The 26,938-nt window shown below is 66.3% G+C and carries 26 protein-coding genes; 16 read left to right on the forward strand and 10 right to left on the reverse strand.

The features are described 5' to 3' along the window. The first annotated feature begins 87 nt into the window (after window positions 1-87). A complete protein-coding gene (locus RSE12_06710) occupies window positions 88-1,227 on the forward strand; it encodes a fumarylacetoacetate hydrolase family protein (protein ID WRH64018.1) in 1,140 nt (379 codons plus the stop codon). 70 nt (window positions 1,228-1,297) lie between these two features. Next, window positions 1,298-3,139 carry a dihydroxy-acid dehydratase gene (gene ilvD / locus RSE12_06715; GenBank protein ID WRH64019.1) on the forward strand — a complete coding sequence of 614 codons (1,842 nt, stop codon included), beginning with the start codon at window positions 1,298-1,300 and terminating at the stop codon, window positions 3,137-3,139. 199 nt (window positions 3,140-3,338) lie between these two features. Here the strand turns inward: ilvD and RSE12_06720 are convergent, their stop codons facing one another. The 3 genes from RSE12_06720 to RSE12_06730 form a co-directional block, all read right to left on the reverse strand. Further along, window positions 3,339-4,331, reverse strand: a complete 993-nt coding sequence (locus tag RSE12_06720; protein WRH64020.1) for an aldo/keto reductase — start codon at window positions 4,329-4,331, stop codon at window positions 3,339-3,341. Window positions 4,332-4,431: 100 nt separating this feature from the next. Beyond that, window positions 4,432-6,150 carry a methionine--tRNA ligase gene (metG, locus tag RSE12_06725; protein WRH64021.1) on the reverse strand — a complete coding sequence of 573 codons (1,719 nt, stop codon included), beginning with the start codon at window positions 6,148-6,150 and terminating at the stop codon, window positions 4,432-4,434. Between the two features lie 123 nt (window positions 6,151-6,273). Beyond that, window positions 6,274-7,185 carry a fatty acid desaturase gene (locus RSE12_06730; protein WRH64022.1) on the reverse strand — a complete coding sequence of 304 codons (912 nt, stop codon included), beginning with the start codon at window positions 7,183-7,185 and terminating at the stop codon, window positions 6,274-6,276. A gap of 116 nt (window positions 7,186-7,301) precedes the next feature. Here RSE12_06730 and RSE12_06735 point away from each other — a divergent pair, with 116 nt between their 5' ends. Next, window positions 7,302-8,162, forward strand: a complete 861-nt coding sequence (locus tag RSE12_06735) for a helix-turn-helix transcriptional regulator (GenBank protein ID WRH64023.1) — start codon at window positions 7,302-7,304, stop codon at window positions 8,160-8,162. Window positions 8,163-8,333: 171 nt separating this feature from the next. Here the strand turns inward: RSE12_06735 and RSE12_06740 are convergent, their stop codons facing one another. The 3 genes from RSE12_06740 to RSE12_06750 form a co-directional block, all read right to left on the reverse strand. Continuing rightward, window positions 8,334-8,849 carry a lipocalin family protein gene (locus RSE12_06740; protein ID WRH64024.1) on the reverse strand — a complete coding sequence of 172 codons (516 nt, stop codon included), beginning with the start codon at window positions 8,847-8,849 and terminating at the stop codon, window positions 8,334-8,336. Next, the gene (locus RSE12_06745; protein ID WRH64025.1) at window positions 8,837-9,349 is read right to left on the reverse strand and encodes a hypothetical protein; all 513 of its coding nucleotides are present in this window, start codon (window positions 9,347-9,349) and stop codon (window positions 8,837-8,839) included. The genes RSE12_06740 and RSE12_06745 overlap by 13 nt, the downstream gene beginning before the upstream one ends. A gap of 213 nt (window positions 9,350-9,562) precedes the next feature. Further along, the gene (locus tag RSE12_06750) at window positions 9,563-10,606 is read right to left on the reverse strand and encodes an aldo/keto reductase (protein WRH64026.1); all 1,044 of its coding nucleotides are present in this window, start codon (window positions 10,604-10,606) and stop codon (window positions 9,563-9,565) included. Window positions 10,607-10,705: 99 nt separating this feature from the next. Here RSE12_06750 and RSE12_06755 point away from each other — a divergent pair, with 99 nt between their 5' ends. Further along, on the forward strand, window positions 10,706-11,356 hold the full coding sequence (locus tag RSE12_06755; GenBank protein WRH64027.1) for a hypothetical protein: 651 nt from the start codon (window positions 10,706-10,708) through the stop codon (window positions 11,354-11,356). Here the strand turns inward: RSE12_06755 and RSE12_06760 are convergent. Both RSE12_06760 and RSE12_06765 read right to left on the reverse strand, forming a co-directional pair. Continuing rightward, window positions 11,351-12,010 (reverse strand): NUDIX hydrolase, encoded by a 660-nt coding sequence (locus RSE12_06760; GenBank protein WRH64028.1) that lies wholly within the window; start codon window positions 12,008-12,010, stop codon window positions 11,351-11,353. The two genes, RSE12_06755 and RSE12_06760, sit on opposite strands and share 6 nt — an antisense overlap. Then, entirely contained in the window at window positions 11,971-12,384 is a 414-nt protein-coding gene (locus RSE12_06765; protein WRH64029.1) for a DUF983 domain-containing protein, read from the reverse strand. The genes RSE12_06760 and RSE12_06765 overlap by 40 nt, the downstream gene beginning before the upstream one ends. Window positions 12,385-12,612: 228 nt before the next feature. Between RSE12_06765 and RSE12_06770 the strand changes: the two genes are divergently transcribed. The 4 genes from RSE12_06770 to RSE12_06785 all read left to right on the forward strand — a co-directional run bounded on the left by RSE12_06770 (window position 12,613) and on the right by RSE12_06785 (window position 14,810). Next, window positions 12,613-13,182, forward strand: coding sequence for a hypothetical protein (locus RSE12_06770; protein WRH64030.1), 570 nt, complete (start codon window positions 12,613-12,615; stop codon window positions 13,180-13,182). Between the two features lie 82 nt (window positions 13,183-13,264). Then, a complete protein-coding gene (locus tag RSE12_06775) occupies window positions 13,265-13,873 on the forward strand; it encodes an RNA polymerase sigma factor (GenBank protein WRH64031.1) in 609 nt (202 codons plus the stop codon). Then, the gene (locus RSE12_06780; protein WRH64032.1) at window positions 13,857-14,246 is read left to right on the forward strand and encodes a dihydroorotate dehydrogenase; all 390 of its coding nucleotides are present in this window, start codon (window positions 13,857-13,859) and stop codon (window positions 14,244-14,246) included. The genes RSE12_06775 and RSE12_06780 overlap by 17 nt, the downstream gene beginning before the upstream one ends. A 3-nt stretch (window positions 14,247-14,249) precedes the next feature. Further along, window positions 14,250-14,810, forward strand: a complete 561-nt coding sequence (locus RSE12_06785) for a periplasmic heavy metal sensor (GenBank protein ID WRH64033.1) — start codon at window positions 14,250-14,252, stop codon at window positions 14,808-14,810. 22 nt (window positions 14,811-14,832) lie between these two features. Here RSE12_06785 and RSE12_06790 read toward each other — a convergent pair whose 3' ends face one another. Then, entirely contained in the window at window positions 14,833-16,227 is a 1,395-nt protein-coding gene (locus RSE12_06790) for a diguanylate cyclase (GenBank protein WRH64034.1), read from the reverse strand. Window positions 16,228-16,351: 124 nt separating this feature from the next. Here RSE12_06790 and RSE12_06795 point away from each other — a divergent pair, with 124 nt between their 5' ends. From RSE12_06795 to RSE12_06825, 7 genes are all read left to right on the forward strand, one after another. After that, entirely contained in the window at window positions 16,352-16,630 is a 279-nt protein-coding gene (locus RSE12_06795; GenBank protein ID WRH64035.1) for a DUF3572 domain-containing protein, read from the forward strand. A gap of 85 nt (window positions 16,631-16,715) precedes the next feature. Then, window positions 16,716-17,411, forward strand: coding sequence for an HAD family hydrolase (locus RSE12_06800; GenBank protein ID WRH64036.1), 696 nt, complete (start codon window positions 16,716-16,718; stop codon window positions 17,409-17,411). Window positions 17,412-17,683: 272 nt separating this feature from the next. Further along, on the forward strand, window positions 17,684-19,237 hold the full coding sequence (locus tag RSE12_06805) for a trimethylamine methyltransferase family protein (GenBank protein WRH64754.1): 1,554 nt from the start codon (window positions 17,684-17,686) through the stop codon (window positions 19,235-19,237). A 119-nt stretch (window positions 19,238-19,356) separates the two neighbouring features. Continuing rightward, window positions 19,357-21,111 carry a DUF4153 domain-containing protein gene (locus RSE12_06810; GenBank protein ID WRH64037.1) on the forward strand — a complete coding sequence of 585 codons (1,755 nt, stop codon included), beginning with the start codon at window positions 19,357-19,359 and terminating at the stop codon, window positions 21,109-21,111. A 63-nt stretch (window positions 21,112-21,174) separates the two neighbouring features. Beyond that, a complete protein-coding gene (locus RSE12_06815; protein ID WRH64038.1) occupies window positions 21,175-21,759 on the forward strand; it encodes a heme NO-binding domain-containing protein in 585 nt (194 codons plus the stop codon). Then, a complete protein-coding gene (locus tag RSE12_06820) occupies window positions 21,759-22,760 on the forward strand; it encodes a GGDEF domain-containing protein (protein WRH64039.1) in 1,002 nt (333 codons plus the stop codon). The genes RSE12_06815 and RSE12_06820 overlap by 1 nt, the downstream gene beginning before the upstream one ends. Window positions 22,761-23,024: 264 nt before the next feature. Beyond that, window positions 23,025-23,633, forward strand: coding sequence for a transglutaminase-like cysteine peptidase (locus RSE12_06825; GenBank protein ID WRH64040.1), 609 nt, complete (start codon window positions 23,025-23,027; stop codon window positions 23,631-23,633). A 77-nt stretch (window positions 23,634-23,710) separates the two neighbouring features. Here the strand turns inward: RSE12_06825 and katG are convergent, their stop codons facing one another. After that, window positions 23,711-25,876 (reverse strand): catalase/peroxidase HPI, encoded by a 2,166-nt coding sequence (katG, locus tag RSE12_06830; GenBank protein ID WRH64041.1) that lies wholly within the window; start codon window positions 25,874-25,876, stop codon window positions 23,711-23,713. 138 nt (window positions 25,877-26,014) lie between these two features. On the opposite strand from katG, the gene RSE12_06835 reads away from it, so the two are divergent. Next, window positions 26,015-26,926, forward strand: a complete 912-nt coding sequence (locus tag RSE12_06835) for a LysR substrate-binding domain-containing protein (GenBank protein WRH64042.1) — start codon at window positions 26,015-26,017, stop codon at window positions 26,924-26,926. Window positions 26,927-26,938 lie beyond the last annotated feature (12 nt).

The following is a 26,938-nucleotide window of genomic DNA, read 5'->3' on the forward strand; positions in this document are numbered from 1 at the left end:
ACCTGATCTTGCATCAGCACGGCTTGCCCTTGGCGCATTGTTTACGCAAACATGTCGCCGAGGACCGGAGAGTCTTGGGGGGAATGTATGCTGAATCTGCCGGAAGAGGGCCTCTTCGTCGGCCGCGTTTGGCGGCGCGGGATTGGCCCATCGGTGGTTGTGGTGCGGGGCGGCGAGGTGGTGGATATCACCACGCGCGAGGCGCCAACGATGCGCGATGTGTTGGAACAGCCCGATATCGGGGCCTTTGTGGCAGGAATCGCCGGCGAAAGCATCGGATCGCTGGAGGCGCTGGCCCAGGCTTCGGTGGAAGGGACGGGCGGGATCACGCGGCTGATCGCGCCGGTTGATCTGCAGGCGATCAAGGCCTGTGGCGTAACCTTCGCGCGGTCGATGATCGAACGGGTGATCGAGGAACGCGCAGGCGGAGATCCGGGCCGGGCGGATGCGATCCGGGGCCGCGTGGCGCGGGTGATCGGTGACAGCCTGCGCGATCTGGTGCCGGGATCTGATGAGGCGGCCGAGGTCAAGCGGCTGTTGCAGCATGAAGGGCTGTGGTCGCAATACCTTGAGGTCGGGATCGGCCCGGATGCCGAGGTGTTCACCAAGGCGCAGCCGATGGCGGCGGTGGGCTGGGGCGCGAGCGTGGGGCTGCACCCCGTCAGCCATTGGAACAACCCCGAGCCCGAGGTGGTGCTGGCGGTGGATTCCACGGGCCGGATCGTGGGCGCGACGCTGGGCAATGACGTGAACCTGCGCGATGTCGAGGGGCGGTCGGCGCTGCTGCTTGGCAAGGCTAAGGACAATAATGCGGCGGCAAGCCTTGGGCCGTTCATCCGTATCTTTGATGATGGTTTCTCGCTGGATGATGTGCGGCGGATCGAGTTGTCGCTGCATGTGCAGGGCGAAGACGGGTTCGTGCTGGAAGGCCGGTCCTCCATGGCCGAGATCAGCCGCGATCCGGCCGATCTGGTGGGGCAGGCGCGGGGGCGGCATCATCAATATCCGGACGGGTTCGTCCTGTATTGCGGCACGATGTTCGCGCCTGTGCAGGATCGGGGCGCACCGGGGCAGGGCTTTACCCATCACCTTGGCGATGTGGTGACCATCGCCGCGCCAGAGCTTGGGGCGCTGACCAATACGGTGCGGCTGGCGACCGAAGCGCCGGAATGGACCTTTGGCACAGCGGCCTTGATGCGGAATCTTGCAGGTCGCGGCCTTATTTGACGGGTCCTTCCCTTGACCCGCAAAGGCGTGAATGCCATGTCGCGTTGACATGTCAGCCGGAGGAGCCGCTATGCCCGTCTATCGTTCCCGCACGACCACCCATGGCCGCAACATGGCCGGGGCCCGTGGCCTCTGGCGCGCGACGGGGATGAAGGATGGCGATTTCGGCAAGCCGATCATCGCCATCGTCAACAGCTTTACCCAGTTCGTGCCGGGCCATGTGCATCTGAAGGATCTGGGCCAGCTTGTCGCGCGCGAGGTCGAGGCGGCGGGTGGCGTGGCGAAAGAGTTCAACACCATCGCGGTGGATGACGGCATCGCCATGGGCCATGACGGGATGCTGTATTCGCTGCCATCGCGCGAGATCATCGCCGATAGCGTGGAATACATGGTCAATGCCCATTGCGCCGATGCGATGGTCTGCATTTCCAACTGCGACAAGATCACCCCCGGCATGCTGATGGCCGCGATGCGCCTGAACATTCCGGTGGTCTTTGTTTCGGGCGGGCCGATGGAGGCCGGGAAGGCCATCATCAAGGGCAAGGAAATCGCACTCGATCTGGTGGATGCCATGGTCGTGGCGGCGGACGAATCCTATACCGATGCCGAGGTGGAGGAGATCGAGAAAGCCGCCTGCCCGACCTGCGGATCGTGCAGCGGCATGTTCACCGCCAATTCGATGAACTGCCTGACCGAGGCGCTGGGCCTGTCGTTGCCCGGCAACGGATCCACCCTTGCCACCCATGGCGACCGCAAGCGGCTGTTCGTGGAGGCGGGGCATCTGATCGTCGATCTGGCCAAGCGCTATTACGAACAGGACGATGCCAGCATCCTGCCGCGCAATGTGGCCAACAAGGCGGCGTTCGAGAATGCGATGGCGCTGGACATCGCGATGGGCGGGTCGACCAACACCATCCTGCATATCCTTGCCGCCGCGCATGAGGGCGGGATCGATTTTGACCAGGACGATATCGACCGGCTGAGCCGCCGCATCCCCTGCCTGTCCAAGGTGGCCCCGGCCAAACAGGATGTGCATATGGAAGATGTCCACCGCGCGGGGGGGATCATGGCGATCCTCGGCCAACTGGATGTGGCGGGCCTCTTGAACCGGGATTGCGTGACGGTGCATTCGCCCACCATGGGCGCGGCGCTGGATCATTGGGATATCAGCCGCACCACCAATGAAAGCGTGCGCAAGTTCTTCAAGGCGGCGCCGGGGAATGTGCGGTCCGCCACCGCGTTCAGCCAGGACAAGCGCTATGTCGAGCTGGACCTTGACCGTGAAAAGGGTGTGATCCGGTCGGTCGAGCATGCCTTTACCAAAGAGGGCGGTCTGGCGGTGCTGAAAGGCAATATCGCGCTGGACGGCTGCATCGTGAAGACGGCGGGCGTGGACGAGTCGATCTTCGTCTTCTCCGGGCCGGCCAAGGTCTATGAATCCCAGAACGCCGCCGTTGCCGCGATCCTGAACAACGAGGTCAAGGCAGGCGATGTGGTGGTGATCCGCTATGAAGGGCCGAAGGGCGGGCCAGGGATGCAGGAGATGCTCTATCCGACGAGCTATCTGAAATCCAAAGGGCTGGGCAAGGTTTGCGCGCTGCTGACGGATGGCCGTTTTTCGGGCGGGACATCGGGCCTGTCGATCGGCCATGCCAGCCCCGAGGCCGCGTCGGGTGGCGCAATCGGGCTGGTGCGCGAGGGCGACATGATCGACATCCACATTCCCAACCGCACCATCAACCTGCGCATCAGCGAGGCCGAACTGGCCGCCCGCCGCGCCGAGCAGGACAAGCTGGGCTGGAAACCCGCCAAGCCCCGGTCGCGCAAGGTGAGCCAGGCGCTGCGGGCCTATGCGCTGTTTGCGGCATCGGCCGACAAGGGCGCGGTGCGCGTACTGCCCGGCGAGGAGTGATCGGGCCGGGTCGATAACCGGCAGAGGTCCGTCTGCGGCCCCGGCCCCGGAAAGGGCTGTCTGCCCTCTCCGGACCTCTCCCGAGGATATTTCCGCAGAGAAGATAAGGCAAAACCCTGCCCCTATCTTCTCTGTTCAAATATCCTCAGGGGTGAGGAGCGCAAGCGACGAGGGGGGTGAAGCCCCCCTGCAACGGTCATCACCAGCGCTGGTGGACGTGGGGTGCGATAAGGCGCTGATAGATGTCGCGGCAGGCGTCCATCGTGGCAGCGGGCAGCGGGGCCAGTGCATCGGCCCCGGCATTGGCGGTGCTTTGCGCCGCCGTGCGCGCGCCGGGGATGACGACGGTTGCGGCATCTTCCATCAGGATCCAGCGCAGGGCGAATTGCGCCATGCTTGCGCCCTGGGGAACGAGGGCGCGCAGTTCGTCCACCGCGGCCAGCGCCACATCATAGGGAACGCCGGAGAAGGTTTCGCCCATGTCAAACGCCTCGCCATGGCGGTTGAAGGCGCGGTGATCGTCAGCGGCGAAGGTGCTGTCCTTGGTCATCTTGCCCGTCAACATGCCCGAGGCGAGGGGCACGCGGATGATGGTGGCCACGCCGCGCGCCTTTGCCTCGAGGAAGAACAGGGTCGCGGGTCGCTGGCGGAAGATGTTGTAGATGATCTGAACCGAGGTGCAGCCGGGATATTCGATGGCCTTCAGCGCCTCTTCGACCTTTTCGACAGAGACGCCCCAATTGGCGATCTTGCCCTTGGCCTTCAGATCTTCCAGCCCGTCGAAGAGGGCGGGGGTGTAGTAGACGTCCCAAGGCGGGCAGTGGAGTTGCACGAGATCGAGGCAGTCGATGCCGAGATTGGTCAGGCTGCGGTCGATGAAGGCTTCGATGTTCTGGATCGTGTAGCCTGCCGCGACATGGGGCGACAGGCGGCGGCCGGCCTTGGTGGCGACATAGGGGCGGTCGCCGCCGCGGTCCGACAGCACGTCGCGGATGATCCGTTCCGAACGGCCATCGCCATAAACGTCAGCGGTGTCGATGAAGGTCATGCCTGCATCTAGGGCAGCGTGGAGCGTGGCCTTGGCATCCGCCTCGGACACGTCGCCCCAGCTGCCGCCGATGGCCCAGGCGCCAAAGCCGATGCGGGTGACAGCGCGGCCAGTGCGGCCGAAATGGGTGGTCGAGAGCGTCATCGCGTGGTTCCTTTGGCTATGGGGGAGGGGGGCTTTCCGCCCCCCACGGGCCGCGTGCCGCGACCCTCCCCCCGAGGATATTTTCGCAGAGAAGAAAGGGTCAGGCGCGGACGCCGGAGAAGCGCGTTTGCCAGTCGGCGCGTTCCTCATCCGTGATCTTGCGGAACAGGTTTTCCGGCACGCTGAAATCATGCCCCGCAGGCAGCGCGCGCATGGCGGCGGCGGTGTCTTCGGGCCATGTCCAATCGTCCGACCCCATCGCTGCCATCATGGCGGCGGCGGCATCGGGGATGAAGGGCTGCGACAGGATGGCATAGACGCGGATGAGGTTCAGCGACAGGCGCACGATCGCCTCGGCCCGGGCGGGATCGGTTTTCACGGCGGACCAAGGTGCGGCGGCTTGGAGGTATTCGTTGCCGATGACCCAGATGGCGCGGAGTTCTGCTGCGGCTTTGCGCACCTCCATCTGCCCCATCAGGGTTTCATAGTCGCGGATGCGGGCGCCCAGATCGGCGATCAGCGCGGTTTCGTCGGGCCCGAAATCACCGCCTGCGGGGACGGTCTCGCCCAGTTTGGACTTGGCGAATTTGGTGACGCGGGAGACGAAGTTGCCCAGCACATCAGCCAGATCCTTGTTCACCGAGGCCTGGAAGTTTTCCCAGGTGAATTCGCTGTCGGAGCTTTCGGGGGCGTGTGAGAGCAGCCACCAGCGCCAGTAATCGGCGGGCAGGATCGACAGCGCCTGATCCATGAAGACGCCGCGCCCTTGGCTCGTGGAGAACTGGCCGCCGTCATAGTTGAGGTAATTGAAGGACTTCAGGTAATCGACAAGCTTCCACGGCTCTCCCGACCCGAGGATCGTGGCGGGGAAGGACAGGGTGTGGAAGGGGACGTTGTCTTTGCCCATGAACTGGTAATAGGTCACGTCCTGCGCGCCCTTGTCGGTGCGCCACCAGCGTTCCCATGCGGCATCGTCAAGGCCATTGGCATCGGCCCATTCGGCGGTGCCTGCGATGTATTCGATGGGGGCGTCGAACCAGACGTAGAAGACCTTGCCTTCCATCCCCGGCCAGGGCTGATCGCCCTTTTTCACCGGGATGCCCCAGTACAGATCGCGGGTGATGCCGCGATCCTGCAAGCCGTCACCGTCGTTGAGCCATTTCTTGGCGATTGAGGTGGTCAGGATCGGCCAATCGGTTTTGGAATCGATCCAGGCCTCCAGCTTGTCGCGCAGCGAGCGCTGGCGCAGGAAGAGGTGTTTGGTTTCGCGCACCTCCAGATTGGTGGAGCCGGAGATGGACGAGCGGGGATTGATCAGATCGGTCGGATCAAGCTGTTTGGTGCAGTTTTCGCACTGGTCGCCGCGCGCGGCCTCATAGCCGCAATTCGGGCAGGTGCCGGTGATGTAGCGGTCGGGCAGGAAGCGGTTGTCGTCGATGGAAAAGACCTGCTTTTCCGACACTTCCTCGATCAGGCCATTCTCGGCCAGTTTGCCGGCAAAATGCTGGGTCAGGCGGTGGTTGCGCTGGCTGGAGGAGCGGCCGAAGTGATCGAAGGACAAGCGGAAGCCTGCGGCCAGGTCTTTCTGGACCTGATGCATCTCGGCGCAGTAGACCTCCACCGCTTTGCCGGCCTTGGCGGCGGCAAGTTCGGCGGGGGTGCCGTGTTCATCGGTGGCGCAGATGAACATCACCTCATGTCCGCGGGCGCGCATGTAGCGGGCGAACAGGTCGGCGGGCAGTTGGCTGCCCACGAGGTTGCCCAGATGCTTGATCCCGTTGATGTAGGGGATGGCCGAGGTGATCAGAATCCGTGCCATTTGCGCGCCTTTCGTCCCGATGCGCGCGCTGTTTAGCGCGGGTGCGGGGCGAGGGCCAGAGCCAAGGGCAACCCCACCGATCCGTCGCGCAAGATTTGCCGGTTTTGCCCCGGCGCGGCGAGATCAGGCGGCGCGGTCGGGGCCATCGGGCATCAGCGGATGGGGGACCGGGTCCTTGGCGCGAAACAGGTAGGCGCGGAAGATATCGAGGTAGGAGCGGTAGACATAGCCATCATTGCGCCGCAGATAGTGATCGCGGTTGGCAGCATAGACGGCAGGCAGGCGATACCATGGCACGTTGGGGTGCATGTGGTGGACGACGTGCAGGTTGTTGTTCAGAAACAGCAGCGCCAGCGGGCCGCGATCTTCGACCACCACGGTGCGGGCGCGGGCGGATTCATGCGCGCGGTGTTCGAGGAAGGTGCGGATCTTGAGCAGGCCGTGCCCGATCCAGGCGGCCAGCAGATAGGCCCACCATGGCATGGCCGCGACCCAGAGCCAGGCCACCACCAGCGCCAAGCCACCCATATGGAGTGCCCAGTCGCGCCGCAGGCCTGCATCACCCCTGCGCAGCCCGGCCAATTCCGTGACCAGCCAGCGCAGATTGCCCAGGATCGATCCCACCACAACCCGCCCAAACAGCGTATTGTTCAAACGATACAGCAGCTTGAGCCATGTGGGCATCCGCGCCCAGACGACCGGATCAAGATAGTTCGACTCGGGATCGTCATAGGGATCGGTTAAGACCGGATCATGGTGATGGGCGAGATGCGTGTCACGGAAGCGGCCATAGGGGACTGTCAGGGTCAGGGCGGGAAAGGCCAGCGCCTCATTCGCCCGGCGTGACGGGAAGGGGTGGCCGTGCAGGATTTCATGCTGGAGAGAGGAGAATTGCGCGATGGCGATGCCCGTCAGGAGGATGCCAAGGAGAGGTGAGAGGCCAAAGGCGACTGTGGTGCCAAGCGTCCATGCCCCATAGGTGGCGGCAAGCAGAAGAAGGGTCGGCCATTCGATGGCTGGGGCGTCGCTGCGCAAGGTCGGGTGTTTCCCAAGTCTTTGTTCTGATTGGATTCACCGATATCACTTGCGTTCTGGCAGAGGAATTCAGAGGATAGGCAACATATTATCACTTTTGGTGAGGAAAATCACCATTGGCCCTTAAAATGGACAAGCGCGACCGGGCTGATCTGTTCCGCGCCCGGTTGGCCGAGGCGATGGCGGATCGCGGCATGACGCGGGCGGCGCTGGCGCGGGCGGCGGGGGTGGACCGTTCCACCCTGTCGCAGCTTTTGGCCCCCGGCACGCGGCTGCCCAATGCCCAGCTTGCGGCGGATTGCGCGCAGGTTCTGGGCATTTCTGCCGATTGGCTGCTGGGGCTGACGGGCAGGCCGGAGCCGATTGCCGATCTTCTGGCGACAAGCCTGACGGTGACAGAAGCGCCCCGCGCGCTGATGGATGAGGCGATCTTTGGCTGGCACCGCGAGGCGGCGGGATACAAGATCCGCCATGTTCCGGCGACCTTGCCCGACATGTTGAAAACGCGGGCGATGGTGGAATGGGAATACCGCCCGCAGCTGGGCCGCACCGCCGAACAGGCGCTGGGCGCGTTCGAGGACCGGCTGCAATGGATGCGCAACGCGCGGTCGGATTATGAAATCGCCTTGCCGCTGCATGAACTGGCGGCCTTTGCCGATGGTGCGGGCTATTATGAAGGCCTGCCCGCGCGCATCCGGGCGGAACAGATGGACCGGCTTATCCTGTTGACGGAACAGCTTTATCCGTCCCTGCGGCTGTATCTGTTCGATGCGCGACGGGTGTTTTCCGCGCCGGTCACGATCTTTGGCCCGCTGCTGGCGGTGGTCTATCTGGGGCGGCATTATCTGGCGTTCCGCGATACGGCGCGGGTGGAACAGATCAGCCAGCATTTCGACTGGCTGGTGAAGGAAGCGGCCTTCAGCGCCCGCGATGTGCCGGGGCATCTGCGCGGGCTGCGGGCGCGCATTCTGCGGTAAGCGATCGTTAGGGTTAACGCTGTGGCGGAGTGGCGATCTGGCTTAGCGGCTTCGGCAGCGCCCGGTGCAGCGCCCAGTGCAGCGCCCAGTGCAGCGGGCTGTGCAGCAACCGGTATGCACGCGGCGGGCGGGGTGTTTACGCGCCGTTAAGGTTAACGCGCGGCGGCCGGGTCAGCGAAAGGTGGCCAGGCGGGCCACATCATAGCCGTTCCAGTCAAGGATATCGCGCGCGGCGGCCAGCCGGTCGGGCGGCAAGGGGCCGCCCCGGTTCAGGATGAAGCCAAAGCTGCCATCCGGCGTGCCGATGACCAGCGTGCGCAGATCGACATCGGCCCAAAGCACCCACCATTCCCGGTTCAGCGGTGCAGGGGCCTTAGCGGCGGGGGTCAGCCGTCCGGGGCCGGAAACCGCCAGCGGGCCGCGATAGCTAACCTCTGATCCGTTCAGGCAGAGGCGGGCCGACACGGCTAGGCCTGCCGCGCTGCGCGTGAATTCGGCCCCACCCGGGCGGCATGTGCGCCCGTCGCCCGCAAAAGCGGCGACCTGCGTCCATTGCCCGGTGATCGTGGTCAGATCCAGCACGGCGTTGGAATAGATGGGCCCTTTGCTGCGGAACCCGTCGATCTGCGCGGGTGGCGCGGTGCAGGCGGTCAGCAGCAGAAGCAGGGGAAGGATCAGTCGATGCACAGCGATACCTCGGCCCCGTTATCCATCAGCACGGCGTTGCAGCCGAACAGCGGCTGGATCGGCGCGCAGGTGCGCGACCGGGCCAGACATTCGCCCTGACACTCTGTCTTGCTGTCGCATTGCTTGCCGCCGTCGCGAGTCTGTCGCACGCAGGACATCCCGCCGCCCGCGCCAGCGCGCGCCCAGGTGCCGCCATCGTCTTCACAGGCGATCTGGCTGGCGGATTTCAGGGTCTCGGATATCGCGGGCGCGGCCTCAGCCGGGGCAGCGATCTCGGATGCCGATTGCGCCGGATCGGCCTCAGGGGTTGGCGGTACGGCGGCGGCCGGTGCGGTGGGTGTTGCGGAGGCAGTGGGTACCGCGTCCAGCGGGGTGGTGGTGATGGTCCCGCCGGTAATCGGGTTTGCCTCGGCCATGGGCCGATCGCGGCCGGGCAGCGACAGCTGGCAGGCGGCCAGCAGGGGTAGGGCAAGGGCAAGGGTCAGAAAGGCGCGGCGCATCGGTCATCCTGTGGGGGGTTGCGCCAGATGGACAGAAGCGGTGCCGCGATGCAAGCCCGCGCCTGCGCCGCCGCATCACGATCGGCGGCGCGGGATGCGCCGGCCGGGTCTGTGGGCCAAGGATGAGTCTGCTTGTTTTTGAGACAATGGCTTCATCTTGGCCCAAATACCCTGGGGTCCGGGGCAAAGCCCCGGGTGCCGGGGCAGAGCGCCTCAATAGGGTTGGGGATGGTCGCGATGCGCGAGGGCGATGTCGGCCAGCACCTCTTCGGACAGGGTGACAGAGGTCGCGCCAAAGGCAATGCGCAGCTGGTCCAGCGTGGTGGCCCCAAAGATCGGGATGCAGGGGAAGGGGCGTTGCAGGCAGAAGGCGAGCGCCATCTGCGCCGGGTCCAGCCCATGCCGCGCGGCGATGCCCAGATAGGCCGCGACGGCAGGAAAGACGCGCGGCGTGATGCGGCCGCCCAGCAGCGGGTTCAGGCTGCGGCGCGATCCTTCGGGGATCACGTCGCCCGCGTATTTCCCGGTGAGCAGGCCGGTGGCGAGGGGCGAGAAGGCCAGCAGCGGCAGGTTTTCGGCAACGGACAATTCGGCCCAGTCGCTGTCGAACTGGCGGCAGAGGAGGGAGTATTCATTCTGCACGCTGATCATGCGGGGCAGGCCGTGCACCTCGGCCAGATGCAGCCAGCGCGCGGTGCCCCAGACGGATTCGTTCGACAGGGCGATGTGGCGGATCTTGCCGTCGCGGATCAGATCGGCGGCGGTGGACAGCACTTCGATCATGTGATCGGTGACCTCGGCCTTGTCCAGCGGGCGGGGGTCGTACCCCCAGATCTGGCGAAAGTGATAGCTGCCGCGATTGGGCCAGTGCAGTTGGTAAAGATCGATCACATCGGTTTGCAGGCGTTTGAGCGAGGCATCCACCGCCGCGCGGAAGGTGGCCCCGGTGATGGGGGCGCCGTCGCGCACGGCCTTTTGCCCTTCGCCGGTGATCTTGGTGGCGATCACCAGACGGTCGCGCCCACCGCGCGAGGCGAGCCAGGTTCCCATGATCTCTTCCGTCCGGCCCACCGTTTCGGCGGTGATCGGGTTCACGGGATACATCTCGGCCGTGTCCCAGAAGGTGCAGCCGTGATCCAGTGCCATGTCCATCTGGGCATGGCCGTCGGATTCGGTGTTCTGGGTGCCCCATGTCATGGTGCCGAGGCAAAGCTCGGACACCATCAGGTCGCTTACGCCGAGGCGGATCTGTTTCATCGCATGGTCCTTTTTGATTCCGGCGAAGCCTAGCGGGGTGGTGGCTGGGGGCAAGGGGATGGGTTGAGAACAAATAAGGAACATGGCAGGATGTGATCCATGAGTCTGCCGATCTTGAACAGCACTGGCCCGCATTCGCGCGGGATGCAGCCGATGCCCGGCGGGGCGGCGGCGGGTGTCGCGCTGGCGCGCGGGCGGGTGCATGAATTTTGCGGCCCGGCGCGGGTGGCGCTGGCGGTGCAGGTGATGGCGGAATGTGCGGGGCCGGTGCTGTGGATCTGCCCCGGCTGGCAGGCAGAGCGGCTTTATCCCGACGGTGTGGCGCGCTTTGCCGATCCGGGGCGGCTGATCTGCGCGCGGGCACGGCGGCCCGAGGATATTCTCTGGGCGATGGAAGAGGCGCTGCGGTCGGGCGCGGTGCCGCTGGTGGTGGCCGAGATGGCCGCCGTGCCGGGGCTGACGCCCGTGCGGCGGCTGAACCTTGCCGCCGAGGCGGGGGCAGAGGCGGCGCATCACGCGGGGCGGGGAATTGTGCCGCTGGGGCTGATGCTGACGCCGGGGGACGGGGGCGCCGCGGGGGCGGAAAGCCGCTGGCGGATGCGGCCCCTGCCATCGGGATCGACGCTGCTGGAGGAAAGCGGGCCGGTCTGGCATCTGGCGCGCGAACGCGCGCGGGGCGCGCCGCCCGCGGAATGGCGGTTGCGCCGCGAGGGGCCCGGTGCGGTGCTGGAGGGCTCCCCCGCCCTATAGCAGGCGGCGGAAGGTGGGGATCGGGCCGGAATTGTCGAAGAAGGGGGTGCCTTCATCGGGGTGGCCCATGGCCAGCGCGGTGACCTCGGCCAACACCACCTCGGTGATGAAGGGCAGGTCGAGCGCGCGGGCGGCATTTGTGCCGATCCAGTGCAGATGCGACAGCTCATCCGAGGCGGCAGAGAAATCGTCGGGGTCGCCTGCGATATGGCTGGCGTCGATCAGGAAGAAGCGCGCGTCAAATCGGCGGGAGCGGCCGGGCGGCGTGATGGCGCGGAAGATGAAGCGCAGGGCGGGGGTCGCGGACGGCGCAAGGGTCAGGCCCGTTTCCTCGACCAGTTCGCGCAGGGCGGCGGTGGCCAGCGCGGCGGGTGAAGGCGCGGGGTCGGGCAAGTACTGGGTCAGGCGGGCAAGGCAGGCGTCACCCAGCAGGCCCGGCGTGAGCGGGCGGTGATCGGCGGGGTCCACCCCGCCCCCCGGAAAGACGTATTTCGATGGCATGAAGACCGCGCCAGCGCCGCGCTGGCCCATCAGGACCTGTGGGCCATCGGCGGTGCGGCGCAAGAGGACGGTGGTCGCGGCGGGGCGGATCGCATCCGCCTCGCGCCCTTCGGTCAAGGCCTGCCCCCGAAGCCGTGCATCCGTTTCGCCCATTGCACCCCCACCAAGGCCCCCTTGAGCCTTGGCAGAAGGTAGAGCGAAAGCGCCACGGTGCCCACGGAAAACACCGAGGCCAGCACCAGCGGATCGGGGCGGTAGGTGGTGAAGACCCAAAGGATCATGGGGGCCATCAGGTGGCCCACGATCAGGATGGTCAGATAGGCCGGGCCGTCATCGGCGCGCTGGTGATGCAGCGCCTCGCCGCAGACGGGGCAGCTTTCGCGCACCTTGAGATAGCCACGCAGCAGCGGGCCTGCGCCGCAATTGGGGCAGCGCAAACGCCAGCCCCGGCGCATGGCGGGGCCGAGGGGGCGGTCTTCGAGCAGATCGTCACGCAGGCTGTCTTGCGGAAACTGTCCGTCGGGCATCGGTCGATCCAGTCGGGGAGGCTGCGGTCAAGCCCGAACTCCTAGCGTGCGGATGCAGCGAAGGGGAGGGGACAGATCGCCACAGCATTTCGCCGTGCGGAAATCCGCACATCGTGGGGTGGGGCAGAAAAGCGGTGGCGGGCAGCGACGGAACCACGGGTGGGCGGCGTTTGACGGTCAGAAGGGTGGCGGGGATGGCCTGCAGACCCGATCGAGGAGAAGAGCAAGATGACCAAGAAACGCAATGCCCTGTCGATGCTGGCCCTTGTGGCCGTGTCTGGCGTGATGCTGTCGACCGCTGCCATGGCGCAAGGCATGGGGGATGGGCCGATGGGCGACGGACCGATGGGCCGTGGCGCGATGGCGGGTCTCGATTTCGCGGCGGTGGACGCCGACAAGGATGGCAAGATCACCACTGCCGAGATGGACGCCTTTCGCGCGGCCCGTGTGACCGAGATGGACACCGACAAGGATGGCAAGCTGTCCACCGCCGAACTGTCGGCCATGCATATGGCGCGGATGCAGGAGCGGGCAGACCAGATGGCCACGCGCATGGTTGAACGCCATGATGCGGATGGCGACGGGATGCTGACGGCGGCGGAATTCGCCACGCCCGCCGCGCCGGAGCGGATGTTCGAGATGGCCGATGCCGATGGCGATGGTGCCCTGACCGAAGCCGAGATCGAGGCCGCGCGGTCCAAGATGGCCGAAATGCGCGACGGTCGCGGCAAGGGTGGCAAGCATGGTCGGGGCGAAGGCCATGGCGAGGGTCATGGAAGCCGCTGGTTCTTTAACTAACCCTTTCGGGGGGTCCCGCGCGCCGGTTGCCCGGCGCGCGGGGTTTGCAGGACAAGGGTGAAAGCGGTAAGCCGGACGAAGAATGGACATGCCCCGCGACATGCAGGCCGAAGAACTGGCGAAGGATACCGACGCGGCGCTTCTGGCCCGCTATGCCGCCGGCGATCCGGCGGCGGCGCGGGCTTTGACGCAGCGGCTGGTGCCGCGCGCGCTGGGCTATGCTGCGCGTCTGCTGGGCGACGGGGCCGAGGCCGAGGATGTGACGCAAGAGGCCATGCTGCGGCTGTGGCGTGCGGCCCCCGGCTGGCGGGCGGGCGAGGCGCAGGTGGCGACCTGGCTGTATCGGGTGGTGACCAACCTGTGCACGGACCGACTGCGCGCGCGCAAGCGCCGCCCGGCCAGCGCCTTGGACGATGCGCCCGAGGTGCCGGATGGCGACCGGGGCGCGGTGGCCGGAATGATCGAGGCCGACCGGATGGCCGCGTTGCAGGCCGCGTTGGATGCGCTGCCGGATCGGCAGCGGCAGGCGGTGGTGCTGCGCCATATCGAGGGGTTCACGAACCCTGAGATTGCCGTGGTGATGGACATTGGCGTTGAGGCGGTCGAAAGTCTGACCGCCCGCGCGAAACGGGCGCTGACCGCCATTCTGGCGGGGCGGCGCGAGGAGTTGGGCTATGACGACGAGGATTGAGAAGGCAGAGACGGGCGCAATGCAGGGCAGCACCGGGCTTGACGATCTGTTCGCCGAGGCGCGCAGCACCCAGCTGCCGCCGTCCGAGGCGTTGATGGCGCGGGTGCTGGCCGATGCGATGGAGGTGCAGCCGCGCGCGGTCGTTGCGGTTGCGCCAGTAGCGGTACGTGGTCCGGGGCTGTGGTCGCGGCTGGCGGCGCTGTTTGGCGGGGCCGGGGCTTTGGCCGGTATGGGGACGGCGGCGATGGCGGGGCTGTTCATCGGCTTTGTCCAGCCCGAGGGTCTTTCGGTGCTGGGCGATGCCGTGCTGGGCACGCCACTGGAGACGGTGGAGCTGGTATCCAGCGTGGATGCGCTGTTGGCTGGGAATTGAGCGATGAGTGAGACGAAAGATATGGATGCCATCCCGCAGCCGCCCCAGCCCCATGTGCCGCCGGTTCCCCCTGCGCCGCCTGTGTCTTCGGGCAAGGGGGTGCGGATCGCGCTGGGGATTTCGGTGGCGCTGAATCTGGCCGTGGTTGGGCTGGTGGCCGGGGCCTTGTTGCGCGACGGAGATCCGCGCGCGCGGATGGTGCGGGATTTGGATTTCGGCCCCTTTACCGAGGCGCTGTCGCCGCGCGACCGTGACGCGCTGCGGCGGGAGTTCGTGGAGCGCGCACCCGAGATGCGCGATGTGCGCCGCGCGATGCGCGACGATCTTGAGACGTTTCTGACAGTGCTGCGGACCGAGCCCTTTGATCCGGCGGCGCTGGCCGTGGTGATGGACAATCAGGATGGGCGCATGGCGCGGCGGATCGAATTGGGGCGGGATTTGCTGCTGGACCGGCTGGCGGCGATGCCACCCGAGGAACGCGCGGCCTTTGCCGACCGGCTGGAGCGGCGGCTGCGCCGGGGTGGCGGCAATGATGGGCCGGGCCGGCCGGGCGGGGACGAATAGCGGTTCTGCGGCAATCCCGGGATCAGGCGGCCGATCGGCCGACGATCACGCGGTTGCGGCCTTGAATCTTGGCCGCCAGAAGGGCGCGGTCGGCCAGATCGATTGCCTCATCCGGCAGGGTGCCGGGGCGCGATACGGACAGGCCGATGGAAATGGTCAGCGACACCCGCGCGCCATCGGGCAAGGTGACCGGTGTGCCGTTGATGGCAGAGCACAGGGCATGGGCCTTGTCCTGCGCCTGGGCGAGGCTGCGGTTGGGCAGGGCGATCAGGAATTCTTCGCCGCCGATGCGGGCGATCAGATCGGACTCGGCCAGTCCCGCCGACAGGCGTGACGCAACCTCGACCAGCACTGCATCGCCTGCGGCATGGCCGAAGCGATCATTCACCTGCTTGAAACGGTCGATGTCGACGATCAGCACGGCGGGGCCTGTGCCGCTGTCGACGGCGGCGACAGACATTTCCCCCATGCGGCGCAGGGCAAAGCGGCGGTTGTAAAGGCCGGTGAGCGGGTCGGTCATCGCAAGGCGGATATTGTCGCGCAGGCTGGCGCGGCGGCTGGCGGCGGCGCGGCTGCGGGTGACCATGGCGGCAAGGCGCAGGGCGATTTCGGCATCCGATGCTGCGGCGGAAATGGATTCGTCGGCCCCCAGATCATAGGCCATGGCGGCGCTGACAGGGCTGTCTGTCAGCAGCGCGATGCCCGCATGGCGGCTGTCGGGATCGGAGCGCAGTTCTGACAGCAGGCTGAAGGCGGCGGCGCTGCTGCCCGTGGCATCGATCAGATAGGCGTCTGGGCCAGCATTGGGGCCAGAATCGGATTGGGCATCGGGGGTGTTCGGCGGCGGCGGGTCTGTAGCATCGCCACCCAGGGCGGCGGCGCGGCCAAACAGGATCAGCCGGTGGGGCAGAAGCGGGGCCAGCGCGCGGCGCAGGCGGGGCCCAGCTTCGGGGCGGAATGCGGTGAGCGCGACAAGCCCCGGCCAATCAAAGGGTGCGGCCTGATCGTGCAGGGCGAGGAGGGGGGTCTGTGCCACCTCGGCCGGGTCGCGGCGGCGCAGCAGGCTGCGGACGCGGGCCAGCAGCAGCTGTTCATCTGCGGGTTTGGGGATCACGTCATCTGCGCCTGCGCGCAGGGCGGCGAGGCGGGCCTCGGCATGGGTTGTGGCGGTGTGGACGATCACCGGCAGGTCCCGGCTGGCGGGATCGGCGCGCAACGCCTGAAGGACGGCGATGCCGTCCATATCGGGCAGTTCCAGATCGAGCAGCAGCAGGTCGGGCTTGCAGTCGCGCACAAGGCGCAGGGCGCCCGCGCCATCGGAGGCGAGGAAGGTTTCATGAAACATCGCCCCCAGCCGTACCTTGAGCACGATGCGGTTCGTCGCCACGTCATCTACGATCAGTATCCTGCCTGCCATGGCGTGTCTTGTTGGTTTGTCCCTGCTACGGTTCCGGCAGTTTGGTTCGCAAACCCTTACCAAGGTGTTAACGGAACCTTTCCAGAACGGGCGCAAGTTGATCTTTTTTGCAGGGGGATGCGGAATGAAGGCAGAGGCGGCGGAAACGGTGGCCTTGCAGGCGCTGGGCTGGCTGGCGGGGCAGGATGATCTGTTCGGGCAGTTTCTGGGTGCGACCGGGGCCACGGCGGCGAGTGTGGCCGAAGCAGCGGGGCAGCCGGAGTTTCTGGCGGCAGTGCTGGATTTCGTGCTGATGGATGATGCCTGGGTGGTGGCCTTTTGCGACGCGGCGGGGATCGCGTACGGCCTGCCGATGCAGGCGCGGGCGGCGCTGCCGGGCGGGCAGATGATGCATTGGACGTGATGAGGGCGGACCGGATTGCCAAAGGCAAAACGGCAGACCAAAGATGGCGCAGCGCAATGGACAGACAGGGCAAGGGGTGCAGGGCATGATTGACGGTGTGATCTTTGACAAGGACGGCACCCTGTTCGATTTCCGCGCCAGCTGGGGCGCGTGGGCGGTGCGGTTGGTGAATATGCTGGCGGCCGAGACGGGGATTTCGGCGCAGGTGCTGGGTGCGGCGATCGGGTTTGATCCGGTGGCAGGGCGTTTTGCGCCCGACAGCGTGGTGATCGCAGGCACCTCGGGCGAGATTTCGGCCGCGCTGGCGGCGACGGTGCCCGGATCGAATGCGCGCGATCTGGAGGACCGGATGAACCAGATGGCCGAGGGCGCGCCGATGTTGCCCGCCGTGGACTTGCCTGCCGTGCTGGGCGCGCTGCGCGAGCGGGGGTTGAAGATCGGGTTGGCCACCAATGATGTGGAAGGCACTGCCCATGCCCATCTGGCGGCGCATGGGATCGGCGGGCTGTTCGACTACGTCGCGGGCTATGACAGCGGCCACGGCGCGAAGCCCGGGCCGGGGATGTGCGCGGCCTTTGCGCGGCAGTTGGGTCTTGATCCGGCGCGCGTGGTGATGGTGGGCGACAGCCGCCACGACCTTGAGGCCGGGCGCGCGGCGGGGATGCGGGCGGTGGCGGTGTTGACCGGGGTGGCGGGCGCGGCAGACCTTGCCCCCCATGCCGATGCGGTGCTGCCCGATATCGGGCATCTGGGTGCCTGGATCGACGGGCTGGCGGGGTAAGCGCCTGTCCTGCCGCCGTGGTGTGTGTGGCGGGCGTTGATTGGGTATTTGGGCCAAGGTGAATGGGCAGGGGCCGCTTTGGCGACAGGCCGGGGGTTGCCTTTTATTTGACGCGCTGAGGGGGGTGCGGGGGGCGGGATGCCCCCTGCCCGGTGAGCGGGCGCGCGGGCAGTTGCGAAAAACGACATATGCGCGTCGTGGGTGGAGTGTCCTTTGCCGCCCCGCTTCGCCATGGTGACCCAAAGCGGGACGGTCGCCCGACGGAGGATGCCATGAACGAAGAGCCACGCAAGCGCCGCGCCGGGGGACGGGCGGGGAACAAGCAGCGGGCCGGCACGGCGGTCATCGACCAGATGCCCTGGCGTATCCCGGTCAATCCAGATGCCCCGGTGGAGCCGCTGGATGCCGATGGCGTGCAGCGCGTCCACAAGGCGGCGATGCGCATTCTGAAGGAAATCGGGATCGAGTTCCTGAACCCCGAGGCGGTGGCGCATCTGAAGCGCGCGGGCTGCAAGGTGGACGGCACCAACGTAAAGTTCGACGAGGATTTCGTGATGGAGATGCTGTCGCATGCGCCATCCGAATTCACCATCACGCCGCGGAACCCGGAGCGTGAGATCATCATCGGCGGCAAGCATATGGTGTTCGTCAACGTCTCATCCCCGCCCAATGCCTGGGATCTGGAGCGCGGCAAGCGGTCCGGGGATTTCGAGACCTTCAAGGAATTCATGAAGCTGACGCAGTATTTCAACTGCATCCATATCGCCGGTGGTTACCCGGTGGAGCCGATCGACATTCACCCGTCGGTGCGGCATCTGGACTGCCTGTATGAAAAGCTGACGCTGACCGACAAGGTGGTGCACGCCTATTCGCTGGGTGCGGAGCGTGTGGAAGATGTGATGGAGATGACCCGCATCGCGGGGGGGCTGACGGAAGAGGAATTCCAGGCCAAGCCGCGGATGTATACCAACATCAACTCGGTCTCGCCGCTCAAGCATGACTTCCCGATGCTGGACGGGGCGATGCGGCTGGCCAAGCGCGGGCAGCCCGTGATCGTGACGCCGTTCACGCTGGCGGGGGCAATGGCACCTGTCACCATGGCGGGGGCGGTGGCGCTGTCGCTGGCCGAGGCTTTGGCCGCGATTGCCCTTTTGCAATATATCGCGCCCGGTTGCCCGGTGGCGATTGGCACCTTTACATCAAATGTCGACATGAAGTCGGGTGCGCCTGCATTTGGCACGCCGGAATACATGCGTGCGACGCAGATGACGGGGCAGTTGGTGCGGTTCTACAAGCTGCCGATGCGGTCATCCGGTGTTTGCGCGGCGAACGTGCCGGACGGGCAGGCGATGTGGGAGACATCCAACAGCCTGTGGGCTGCGGTGCAGTCGGGGACCAACATGGTCTATCACGCGGCGGGCTGGCTGGAGGGCGGGTTGATCGCATCCCCCGAGAAGTTCGTGATGGATTGCGAAGTGTTGCAGATGATCCAGCGCTATTTCGAAGAGGCGACCTTTGCGACGGGCGAGGATGACCTTGCCTTTGACGCGATCAAGGAAGTGGGTGCGGGCGGGCATTATTTCGGCTGCCAGCACACGCAGGAACGCTATTCCACCGCCTTTTATGCGCCCTTCGTGAGCGACTGGCGCAACTATGAGGCCTGGCAGCAGGATGGATCGGTCTGGACGCCGGAGCGGGCGCACCGGATCTATAAGCAGATTCTTGAGGAGTTTGAGGCCCCCGCGATGGACGGTACGGCGCAAGAGGAATTGCGCCGCTTTGTCGCCCGCCGCAAGCAAGAGGGTGGCGCGCCCACCGATTTCTGAGGCGCGTCCCCGGGCGGTGCAAGCTGCCCGAGTTAGCCCTTTTCCGGCGGGCCCGCGCAGGATAGCCTGCGCGCGGGAAGGCCTGCGTGAGCCAGGCCGCCGAGTGGGGACTTGAGCGAATGAGTGGTCTGATGCAGCGGCGCGGCCTATTGGCGCTGACCGGGGCGCTGGCGGGGCTTTCGCTCTGGCTGCTGGATGAAGTTGCGCTGCGTGGTGGCCTGCCCGAACGGCTGCATTTCTTTCTGACGGCATATGCGGTGGTCTTCTTTGGCGGGCTGCTGGCCATGGCGGGGCCATTGCGGCTGGGCCGGGCGGCGCTGTCTGCTGCGCCGCTGGCGGCGGGTGTGGCGGGGCTGTTGCTGCTGGCATCGCTGCGTTATGACATGGTGGCGCAGTTTCATTTCGCCGACCTGTCCTTTACCGCGGCCTTTGCGCTTTGCTTTCTGGCGTTGCCCTTTCTGATCGCGGCGGCCGGGCCGGGCTGGCGCGACTATGCGGCGCTGTTTTCGGAAAGCTGGCTTTTGGTGGTGCGGGTCGTGATGGCCTGGATCTTTGCCGGGCTGATCTGGGGGCTGATCTGGCTGTCGGATGCGCTGCTGGGCCTTGTGGGGCTGGGCGTGATCGACTGGCTGATGGCGGAGGGCGGGCCTTTGCCGGGGATGGTGACCGGGGTGGCGCTGGGCGTGGGCATCGCGGTGGCGGTGGAGAATGCCGATCTGCTGTCGCCCGATCTGATCCTGCGGCTGTTGCGGCTGCTGGCGCTGCCGCTGCTGGGTGTGATGGCGGTGTTTCTGGTCGCGCTGCCGATGCAGGGACTGTCGCGGTTGCCGGAGGGGATTTCGGCGGCGGTCACCTTGCTGTTTCTGGTGGCCTGCGCGGTGGCGTTGGTCAGCGCGGTGGTGGAGCGGGACGAGGCGCAGGCGGCAGAGGGGGCGGTGATCCCCCGCGCGGCGCAGGGTTTGGCGCTGCTGCTGCCGGTGCCGGTGGCGCTTGCGGGTTGGGCGCTGATGCAGCGGGTGGTGCAGCATGGATGGACGCCCGGGCGGCTGTTCGGGGTGGTGCTGGCGGTGATGGCGGCGGGATATGCGGTGCTGTATCTGCGCGCCTTGCTGGCCGGGGCGGGGTGGCGCGGTCTGGTGCGGCAGGCCAATCTGGGAATGGCGCTTGCGATGATGGTGGCGGCGGCGCTGTGGTTGACGCCCGTGCTGAATGCCGAGGCGATTTCGGCGCGGTCGCAACTGGCGCGGCTGGAGGCGGGGCAGGTGACGGCGGCCGATCTGGACCTTGCGGCGCTGGAGCGTTGGGGGCGGGCGGGGGCGCTGGCGCTGGAACGGTTGGAGACGCTGGCGCTGGAGCCGGGGCAAGAGGTGCTGGCGGCGCGGATGGCGGCACGCACGCAGGAGCGGGCGGAAAGCGGCGATCCGGTGGTGATCGCGCAAGAGGCCGAAACGTTGCTGGCCGATCTGCGCGCGGTGATGCCGGTGCAGCCTGCCGGGGCCACGGCCACGCGCGATATGCTGCTGGCGGCGATCCCGGCGATGGAGTTGCAAAGCTGGATTGATGCGTGCCGCAGCCCGCTGCCGGGGACGGAACGGCCCGGCTGCGTGTTCGTGGTGGCCGATCTGTGGACCGATGCGCCGGGCGAAGAGGCGCTGGTCCTGCTGCGCGAGCCGTCGGGGTTCATCCGCTATGAAGGTCTCGGGATGCGTGGCGGCGAGGTGCAGCGCCGGTCGGCCGCGGCGATGGCGGGCATGTTGCCGGACCGGACCGAGGGTGAGGCGCTGATCGGCGAATTGCAGGATGCGCCGGTGGCGCTGGCGCCTGCGCCGCTGAACGCGCTGGGCGTGGCCGGGGGGATCGTGCTGCTGCCGTAAGGAATTGTTGACGCGATTCGGCGATCCTGCTGTCCGCAAGGGCGAGCAGGGGCCGAAGGGGCGATGAACGGGCTGATCAACAAGGCGATCCAGTGTTTTCTGCGGGATGGCTGGGGAATGCCGGCTTGGCTGGATGCGGCGCGGGCGGCTGGCATCGCGCCGCGTGGGTTTGAGCCGCTGCTGGATTACCCGCCCGATGTGACAGCGCGGCTGTTGCAGGCGGCGTCTGACCGGCTGGATCGTGGCCGCGATGATTTGCTGGAAGATTTGGGCACCTATCTGGTGTCGCATCCATCGCGCGCGGCGGTGCGGCGGCTGCTGCGCTTTGGCGGAATGGATTTTCGGGATTTTCTGCAATCGCTTGAGGATTTGCCGGCGCGGGCGCGGCTGGCGCTGCCCGATCTGGCGCTGCCTGCAATGCGGCTGGAGGCGGTGGGGGGCGATGAGTTTCGCCTGACCATCGCGCCGGGTTTTGCCGGGGCCGGGGCGGTGGCATTGGGCCTGCTGCGGGCGATGGCGGATGACTATGGCGCGCTGGCGCTGCTGGAGGCGGGGGCAGAGGCGGGGGATGGCGCGGCAGTGCTGACGATCCGGCTGCTGGATGCCGATCATGCCGAAGGGCGGGCCTTCACGCTGGGGGCGATGTGATGGCGGCGGGGTTCGAACTGGCGGCAGAGGCGTTGGCGCGGCTGATGCCGATGCATCTGGCGTTGGACGGGGCCGGGCGCATCCTTTCGGCAGGAAACACGCTGGTGCGGCTTGTCGGGGCGACTGAACCGACAGCGGGCGGGTTGGTTGGGGCCGCGTTTGGCGATCTGTTCGATCTGCGGCACGGGGGTTCGGTTGGATCCGTTGCGGCGCTGCTGGAGGCGGGTGGCGGCAAGGTGCAGCTGGAAGTGCGGGGACGGCCCGATCTGGCCTTTCGCGGGCTGGCGGTGCCGATGGGGCCGGGGCAGGGGGCGCTGGTGAACCTGTCCTTCGGGATTGGCGTGGTCGAGGCGGTGCGGCGCTATGCGCTGACCGAGGCGGATTTCGCGCCGACCGATCTGACGGTGGAATTGCTGTATTTGTACGAAGCAAAGACCGCCGTGCTGGAGGAGTTGCGCGCGCTGAACGCGCGATTGCACGGTGACAAGGTGGTGGCCGAGGAACAGGCGCTGACCGATGCGCTGACCGGGCTGCGCAACCGGCGCGGTCTGGATCTGGCGGTGGAAGTGGTGACAGAGCCGGAATTTGCACTGGTGCATCTGGATCTGGACCTGTTCAAGCAGGTGAATGATGCGCTGGGCCATGCGGCGGGGGATCATGTGCTGCTGGTGGTGGCGCGCATCCTTTCTGAGGAAAGCCGCCGGGGCGATACCGTGGCGCGGATCGGCGGGGATGAGTTCGTCCTGCTGATGCCGGGGATGGATCGGGTGGAACCCGCGCTGGGGCGGATTGCGCGGATCATCGCGCGGCTGTCGGAGCCGATTCCCTATGGCGATGCGGTTTGCCGGATCGGGGCAAGCGCCGGCCTGATCCTGTCGGCGCAGGTGCCGGGGGCAGATGTGGCGCAGATGCTGGCCCATGCCGATGCAGCACTTTACGCGGCCAAGCGGGCGGGGCGTGGGCAGGTTCTGCTGTGGCGGCCGGATATGGCGGGGGAATAGCGACGGGGGGCGGTCACCTGCGGCAGTGAGGGCGAGGGGGGCGTTTGTCTGCATGGGCGGAGATGCGTCGCATCGCGGGCGGTTATTTGCCGCTGTTTGTGAAACAATAAGACATACCAACATAGATTGTGACATGTTCCGTGAACGATGCGCGGGGGGACAGGATGCGCGCACCGGGCGCGCTGCCGCGTCGACATCTGCCGACAGACCCACGTCCAGAAATGCCTTTGGGGGACCACTGCCATGCGCCCGCTGCGATCCTTTATGTCTGCGCTTGCCCTGTGGGCGATGTTCAGCCCGGCCGCCTTTGCGGTTGACTCTGCCCACGGCGCCTATCTGCCCGCGAAGATGGCAGCACCGACACCGGAAGGGGCAGAGGGGCTGTGCCGGGCCTATCCCTGGGCCTGCGCGGGTAAGACCAGCAATGCGCAACTGACGCCGCGCGCGCTGGCCAAGGTGGAGCAGGTGAACAAGGACGCCAATGCCGCGATCAGGCCGGTGACCGACAAGGATCAGTATGGCGTGCAGGAATTGTGGGCGCTGCCCGGCGCGGGGGGCGGCGATTGCGAGGACTACGCGCTGTTCAAGAAGCGCGCGCTGATCCATGCGGGGATTTCGCCGGATCGGTTGCTGCTGACGGTGGTGCTGGACCGCCGCGATGATCCCCATGCCGTGCTGGTTCTGCGGACGGACAAGGGGGATTACGTGCTGGACAATGTGACCAACCGCATCCTCGCCTGGCACAAGACCGGCTACACGTTTGTGGCCAAGCAGAACCCGGACAACCCGTCGCATTGGGTGGCGGTGTTTGAAAAGGGGGCGGGACCGAAGCTGTCTGCCGATGCGATGCTGACCGGGCCGCTTGGCCGATAACGCGCGCCTGAAGGGGGCAAATGAAAAACGCCCCGGTTTGCACCGGGGCGTTCGTCGTTTTCAGCTTTGATGCCGGATCAGGCGGAAAGGTCGTAGCGGTCGGCGTTCATCACCTTGGTCCAGGCGGCGATGAAGTCGTGGACGAACTTTTCGCGGTTGTCGTCCTGGGCATAGACCTCGGCATAGGCGCGCAGCACGGAGTTGGAGCCGAACACCAGATCGGCGCGGGTGGCGGTGAATTTCACCGCGCCCGATGCGCGATCCACGATGTTGTAGCTGTTCCGGCCGGTGGGCACCCATTTGAAGCTCATGTCGGTGAGGGTGACGAAGAAATCATTCGTCAGCGCACCGGGACGGTCGGTGAACACGCCATGGGCGCCGCCGCCGAAATTGGTGCCGATCACCCGCATGCCGCCCAGCAGCGCGGTCATTTCCGGGGCGGTCAGCCCCATCAGTTGCGCGCGGTCCAGCAGCAGTTCTTCGGGCTGGGCGGCATAGTCCTTCTTGATCCAGTTGCGGAAGCCATCGGCGACCGGTTCCAGAACCGCAAAGGCGTGAACATCCGTCATCTCTTGCGTGGCGTCGCCGCGACCGGGGTGGAAGGGAACGGTCACGTCAATGCCTGCGGCCTTGGCGGCATGTTCGATGCCGACATTGCCCGCCAGCACGATCACATCGGCCAGCGATGCGCCCGTCGCGGCGGCGATGGGTTCCAGCACCGACAACACACGCGACAGGCGGGCGGGTTCGTTGCCTTCCCAATCCTTTTGCGGGGCAAGGCGGATGCGTGCGCCATTGGCACCGCCGCGCAGATCGGACTGGCGGAAGGTGCGGGCGCTGTCCCAAGCGGTGGTGACCATGTCGGTGACCGACAGGCCGGAGGCCGCGATCTTGGCCTTGACCGCCGCCACGTCATAGCCGGTGTTGCCCGCGGGAACCGGATCTTGCCAGATCAGGTCTTCGGACGGGACATCGGGGCCGATGTAGCGGATGCGGGGGCCGAGGTCGCGATGGGTGAGCTTGAACCACGCGCGGGCGAAGGTTTCCGAGAAGTAATCCGGGTTGGCGAAGAACTTTTCCGAAATCGCGCGATAGGCCGGGTCGACCTTCATCGCCATGTCGGCATCGGTCATCATCGGCATGTGGCGGATCGACGGATCCTCGACGTCAACCGGCTTGTCCTCTTCGCGGATGCCGATGGGTTCGTATTGCCAGGCACCGGCGGGGGATTTGACCAGTTTCCAATCGTGGTTCAGCAGCAGTTGGAAATAGCCGTTGTCCCACTGCGTCGGGTTGGTGGTCCATGCGCCTTCGATGCCGGAGGTGACGGTGTCGCGGCCCACGCTGCGGGTGGTGTGGTTCATCCAGCCCATGCCCTGTTCGGCGATATCCGCGCCTTCGGGCGAGGGGCCGAGGTTTTCGGCGCGGCCGTTGCCATGCGCCTTGCCCACGGTGTGGCCACCAGCGGTGAGGGCGACGGTTTCTTCGTCATTCATCGCCATGCGGGCAAAGGTTTCACGGATCTGCGCCGCGGTTTTCATCGGGTCGGGCTGGCCGTTCACGCCTTCGGGGTTCACATAGATCAGGCCCATGTGCACGGCGGCGAGCGGGTTTTCCAGCGTCGAGGGATCGGACAGGTCGGCATAGCGGTTTTCCGAGGGCGCAAGCCATTCGGTTTCCGAACCCCAGTAGATGTCTTTTTCCGGTGCCCAGATGTCCTCACGCCCAAAGGCGAAGCCATAGGTTTTCAGGCCCATGTTTTCATAGGCGATGGTCCCGGCAAGGATCATCAGATCGGCCCAAGAGATGCGGTTGCCATACTTCTTTTTCACCGGCCAGAGCAGACGGCGGGCCTTGTCGAGGTTGGCGTTATCGGGCCAGGAGTTCAGGGGGGCAAAACGGTGGTTGCCGGTGCCTGCGCCACCCCGGCCATCACTGATGCGGTAGGTGCCGGCGGAATGCCATGCCATGCGGATCATCAGACCGCCGTAATGGCCCCAATCGGCGGGCCACCAATCCTGACTGTCGGTCATCAGGGCGTGGACATCGGCCTTGATCGCGGCGAAGTCGAGCTTCTTGACCTCTTCCCGGTAGTTGAAGCCCTTGAGCGGATTGGACTTTGTGTCATGCTGATGCAGGATGTCGAGGTTCAGCGCCTTGGGCCACCAATCCATGACCGATTTGCCGGTGGTCGTCTGACCGCCATGAATCACCGGGCATTTGCCAACGTCGTTTCCGTCCATGTCGCTCTCCTAGGGTTGTGCGGGGCGGGCGCGCGCCACCCATGAGTCGGGCGGCGGCCTGCCGGAATGGAATCGTTCTAACACCCCATGTCGATTAGTTTAAGTTGGATTTTCTGATTGGCGTGATAAGTTGAGGTTATGATAAATCTGACGCTGAAACAGTTGCGCTACTTTGAGGCTTTGGCCCAGCACGGCCATTTCGGCCGTGCGGCAGAGGCCTGTTCCATTTCTCAACCGGCCCTGTCGATGCAGATCCGCGAGATGGAGGCGGTGCTGGGATCGGACCTGTTCGAGCGAGGCGCGCGGCAGGTGCGGCTGACCGGGTTTGGCGAGGAAACGCTGCTGCGCGCGCGCGAGATTTTGCGCGGGGTGGAGGAATTGGCGGATATGGCGCGGGTGGCGCGGGGCAATCTTTCGGGGCGGCTGCGGATCGGGGTGATCCCGACGATTGCGCCCTATCTGCTGCCCGCCATCATCGCGCGGCTGACCGAGGCCAATCCGGGGCTGGACATCAACCTGCGCGAGACGGTGACGCCCAAGCTGATCCGCGAATTGGAAGAGGGGCGGCTGGATACGGCCATCGTGGCGCTGCCGGTATCGGAACCGTCGCTGACCGAGGTTGATCTGTTTGCCGAGGATTTCGTGCTGGTCCGCCCCGGGGCCGAGGCGGGCAAGCCGGTGCCGAACCCAGAAAAGCTGCGCGAGATGCGACTGCTTTTGCTGGAAGAGGGGCATTGTTTTCGCGATCAGGCGCTGTCGTTCTGCTATGCCGGGCAGGCCGCGCCGCGTGAGTTGCTGGATGGGAGCAGCCTGTCCACCTTGGTGCAGATGGTGGGGGCGGGGATCGGGGTGACGCTGATCCCGGAAATGGCGGTGGCGGTGGAGACGCGGTCGGCGCATGTATCCATCGCGCGGTTCAACGGGGCGCAGCCGTCGCGGCGGATCGGGATGGTGTGGCGGCGCACATCGCCGCTGTCCAAGCAGTTGTTGCAGGTGGCCGATGTGGTGCGCGCGGCGGGGCTGGCGCAGCGGGCGGGACTTCACCCTTGACCAAGGCCGCCC

The sequence above is a fragment of the Fuscovulum sp. genome, from assembly GCA_035192965.1.
Lineage (GTDB): Bacteria > Pseudomonadota > Alphaproteobacteria > Rhodobacterales > Rhodobacteraceae > Paragemmobacter.

Coding starts and splice junctions, on each gene's coding strand:
- RSE12_06765 (WRH64029.1), bottom strand. CDS start 12,384: ATGCCCGACGGACAGTTTCCGCAAGACAGCCTGCGTGACGATCTGCTC.
- RSE12_06790 (WRH64034.1), bottom strand. CDS start 16,227: ATGGCAGGCAGGATACTGATCGTAGATGACGTGGCGACGAACCGCATC.
- RSE12_06825 (WRH64040.1), top strand. CDS start 23,025: ATGTCTGCGCTTGCCCTGTGGGCGATGTTCAGCCCGGCCGCCTTTGCG.
- RSE12_06770 (WRH64030.1), top strand. CDS start 12,613: ATGACCAAGAAACGCAATGCCCTGTCGATGCTGGCCCTTGTGGCCGTG.
- RSE12_06805 (WRH64754.1), top strand. CDS start 17,684: ATGAACGAAGAGCCACGCAAGCGCCGCGCCGGGGGACGGGCGGGGAAC.
- RSE12_06745 (WRH64025.1), bottom strand. CDS start 9,349: ATGCGCCGCGCCTTTCTGACCCTTGCCCTTGCCCTACCCCTGCTGGCC.
- RSE12_06785 (WRH64033.1), top strand. CDS start 14,250: ATGAGTGAGACGAAAGATATGGATGCCATCCCGCAGCCGCCCCAGCCC.
- RSE12_06795 (WRH64035.1), top strand. CDS start 16,352: ATGAAGGCAGAGGCGGCGGAAACGGTGGCCTTGCAGGCGCTGGGCTGG.
- RSE12_06820 (WRH64039.1), top strand. CDS start 21,759: ATGGCGGCGGGGTTCGAACTGGCGGCAGAGGCGTTGGCGCGGCTGATG.
- ilvD (WRH64019.1), top strand. CDS start 1,298: ATGCCCGTCTATCGTTCCCGCACGACCACCCATGGCCGCAACATGGCC.
- metG (WRH64021.1), bottom strand. CDS start 6,150: ATGGCACGGATTCTGATCACCTCGGCCATCCCCTACATCAACGGGATC.
- RSE12_06810 (WRH64037.1), top strand. CDS start 19,357: ATGAGTGGTCTGATGCAGCGGCGCGGCCTATTGGCGCTGACCGGGGCG.
- RSE12_06775 (WRH64031.1), top strand. CDS start 13,265: ATGGACATGCCCCGCGACATGCAGGCCGAAGAACTGGCGAAGGATACC.
- RSE12_06780 (WRH64032.1), top strand. CDS start 13,857: ATGACGACGAGGATTGAGAAGGCAGAGACGGGCGCAATGCAGGGCAGC.
- RSE12_06710 (WRH64018.1), top strand. CDS start 88: ATGCTGAATCTGCCGGAAGAGGGCCTCTTCGTCGGCCGCGTTTGGCGG.
- RSE12_06760 (WRH64028.1), bottom strand. CDS start 12,010: ATGGGCGAAACGGATGCACGGCTTCGGGGGCAGGCCTTGACCGAAGGG.
- katG (WRH64041.1), bottom strand. CDS start 25,876: ATGGACGGAAACGACGTTGGCAAATGCCCGGTGATTCATGGCGGTCAG.
- RSE12_06835 (WRH64042.1), top strand. CDS start 26,015: ATGATAAATCTGACGCTGAAACAGTTGCGCTACTTTGAGGCTTTGGCC.
- RSE12_06815 (WRH64038.1), top strand. CDS start 21,175: ATGAACGGGCTGATCAACAAGGCGATCCAGTGTTTTCTGCGGGATGGC.
- RSE12_06750 (WRH64026.1), bottom strand. CDS start 10,606: ATGAAACAGATCCGCCTCGGCGTAAGCGACCTGATGGTGTCCGAGCTT.
- RSE12_06720 (WRH64020.1), bottom strand. CDS start 4,331: ATGACGCTCTCGACCACCCATTTCGGCCGCACTGGCCGCGCTGTCACC.
- RSE12_06800 (WRH64036.1), top strand. CDS start 16,716: ATGATTGACGGTGTGATCTTTGACAAGGACGGCACCCTGTTCGATTTC.
- RSE12_06755 (WRH64027.1), top strand. CDS start 10,706: ATGAGTCTGCCGATCTTGAACAGCACTGGCCCGCATTCGCGCGGGATG.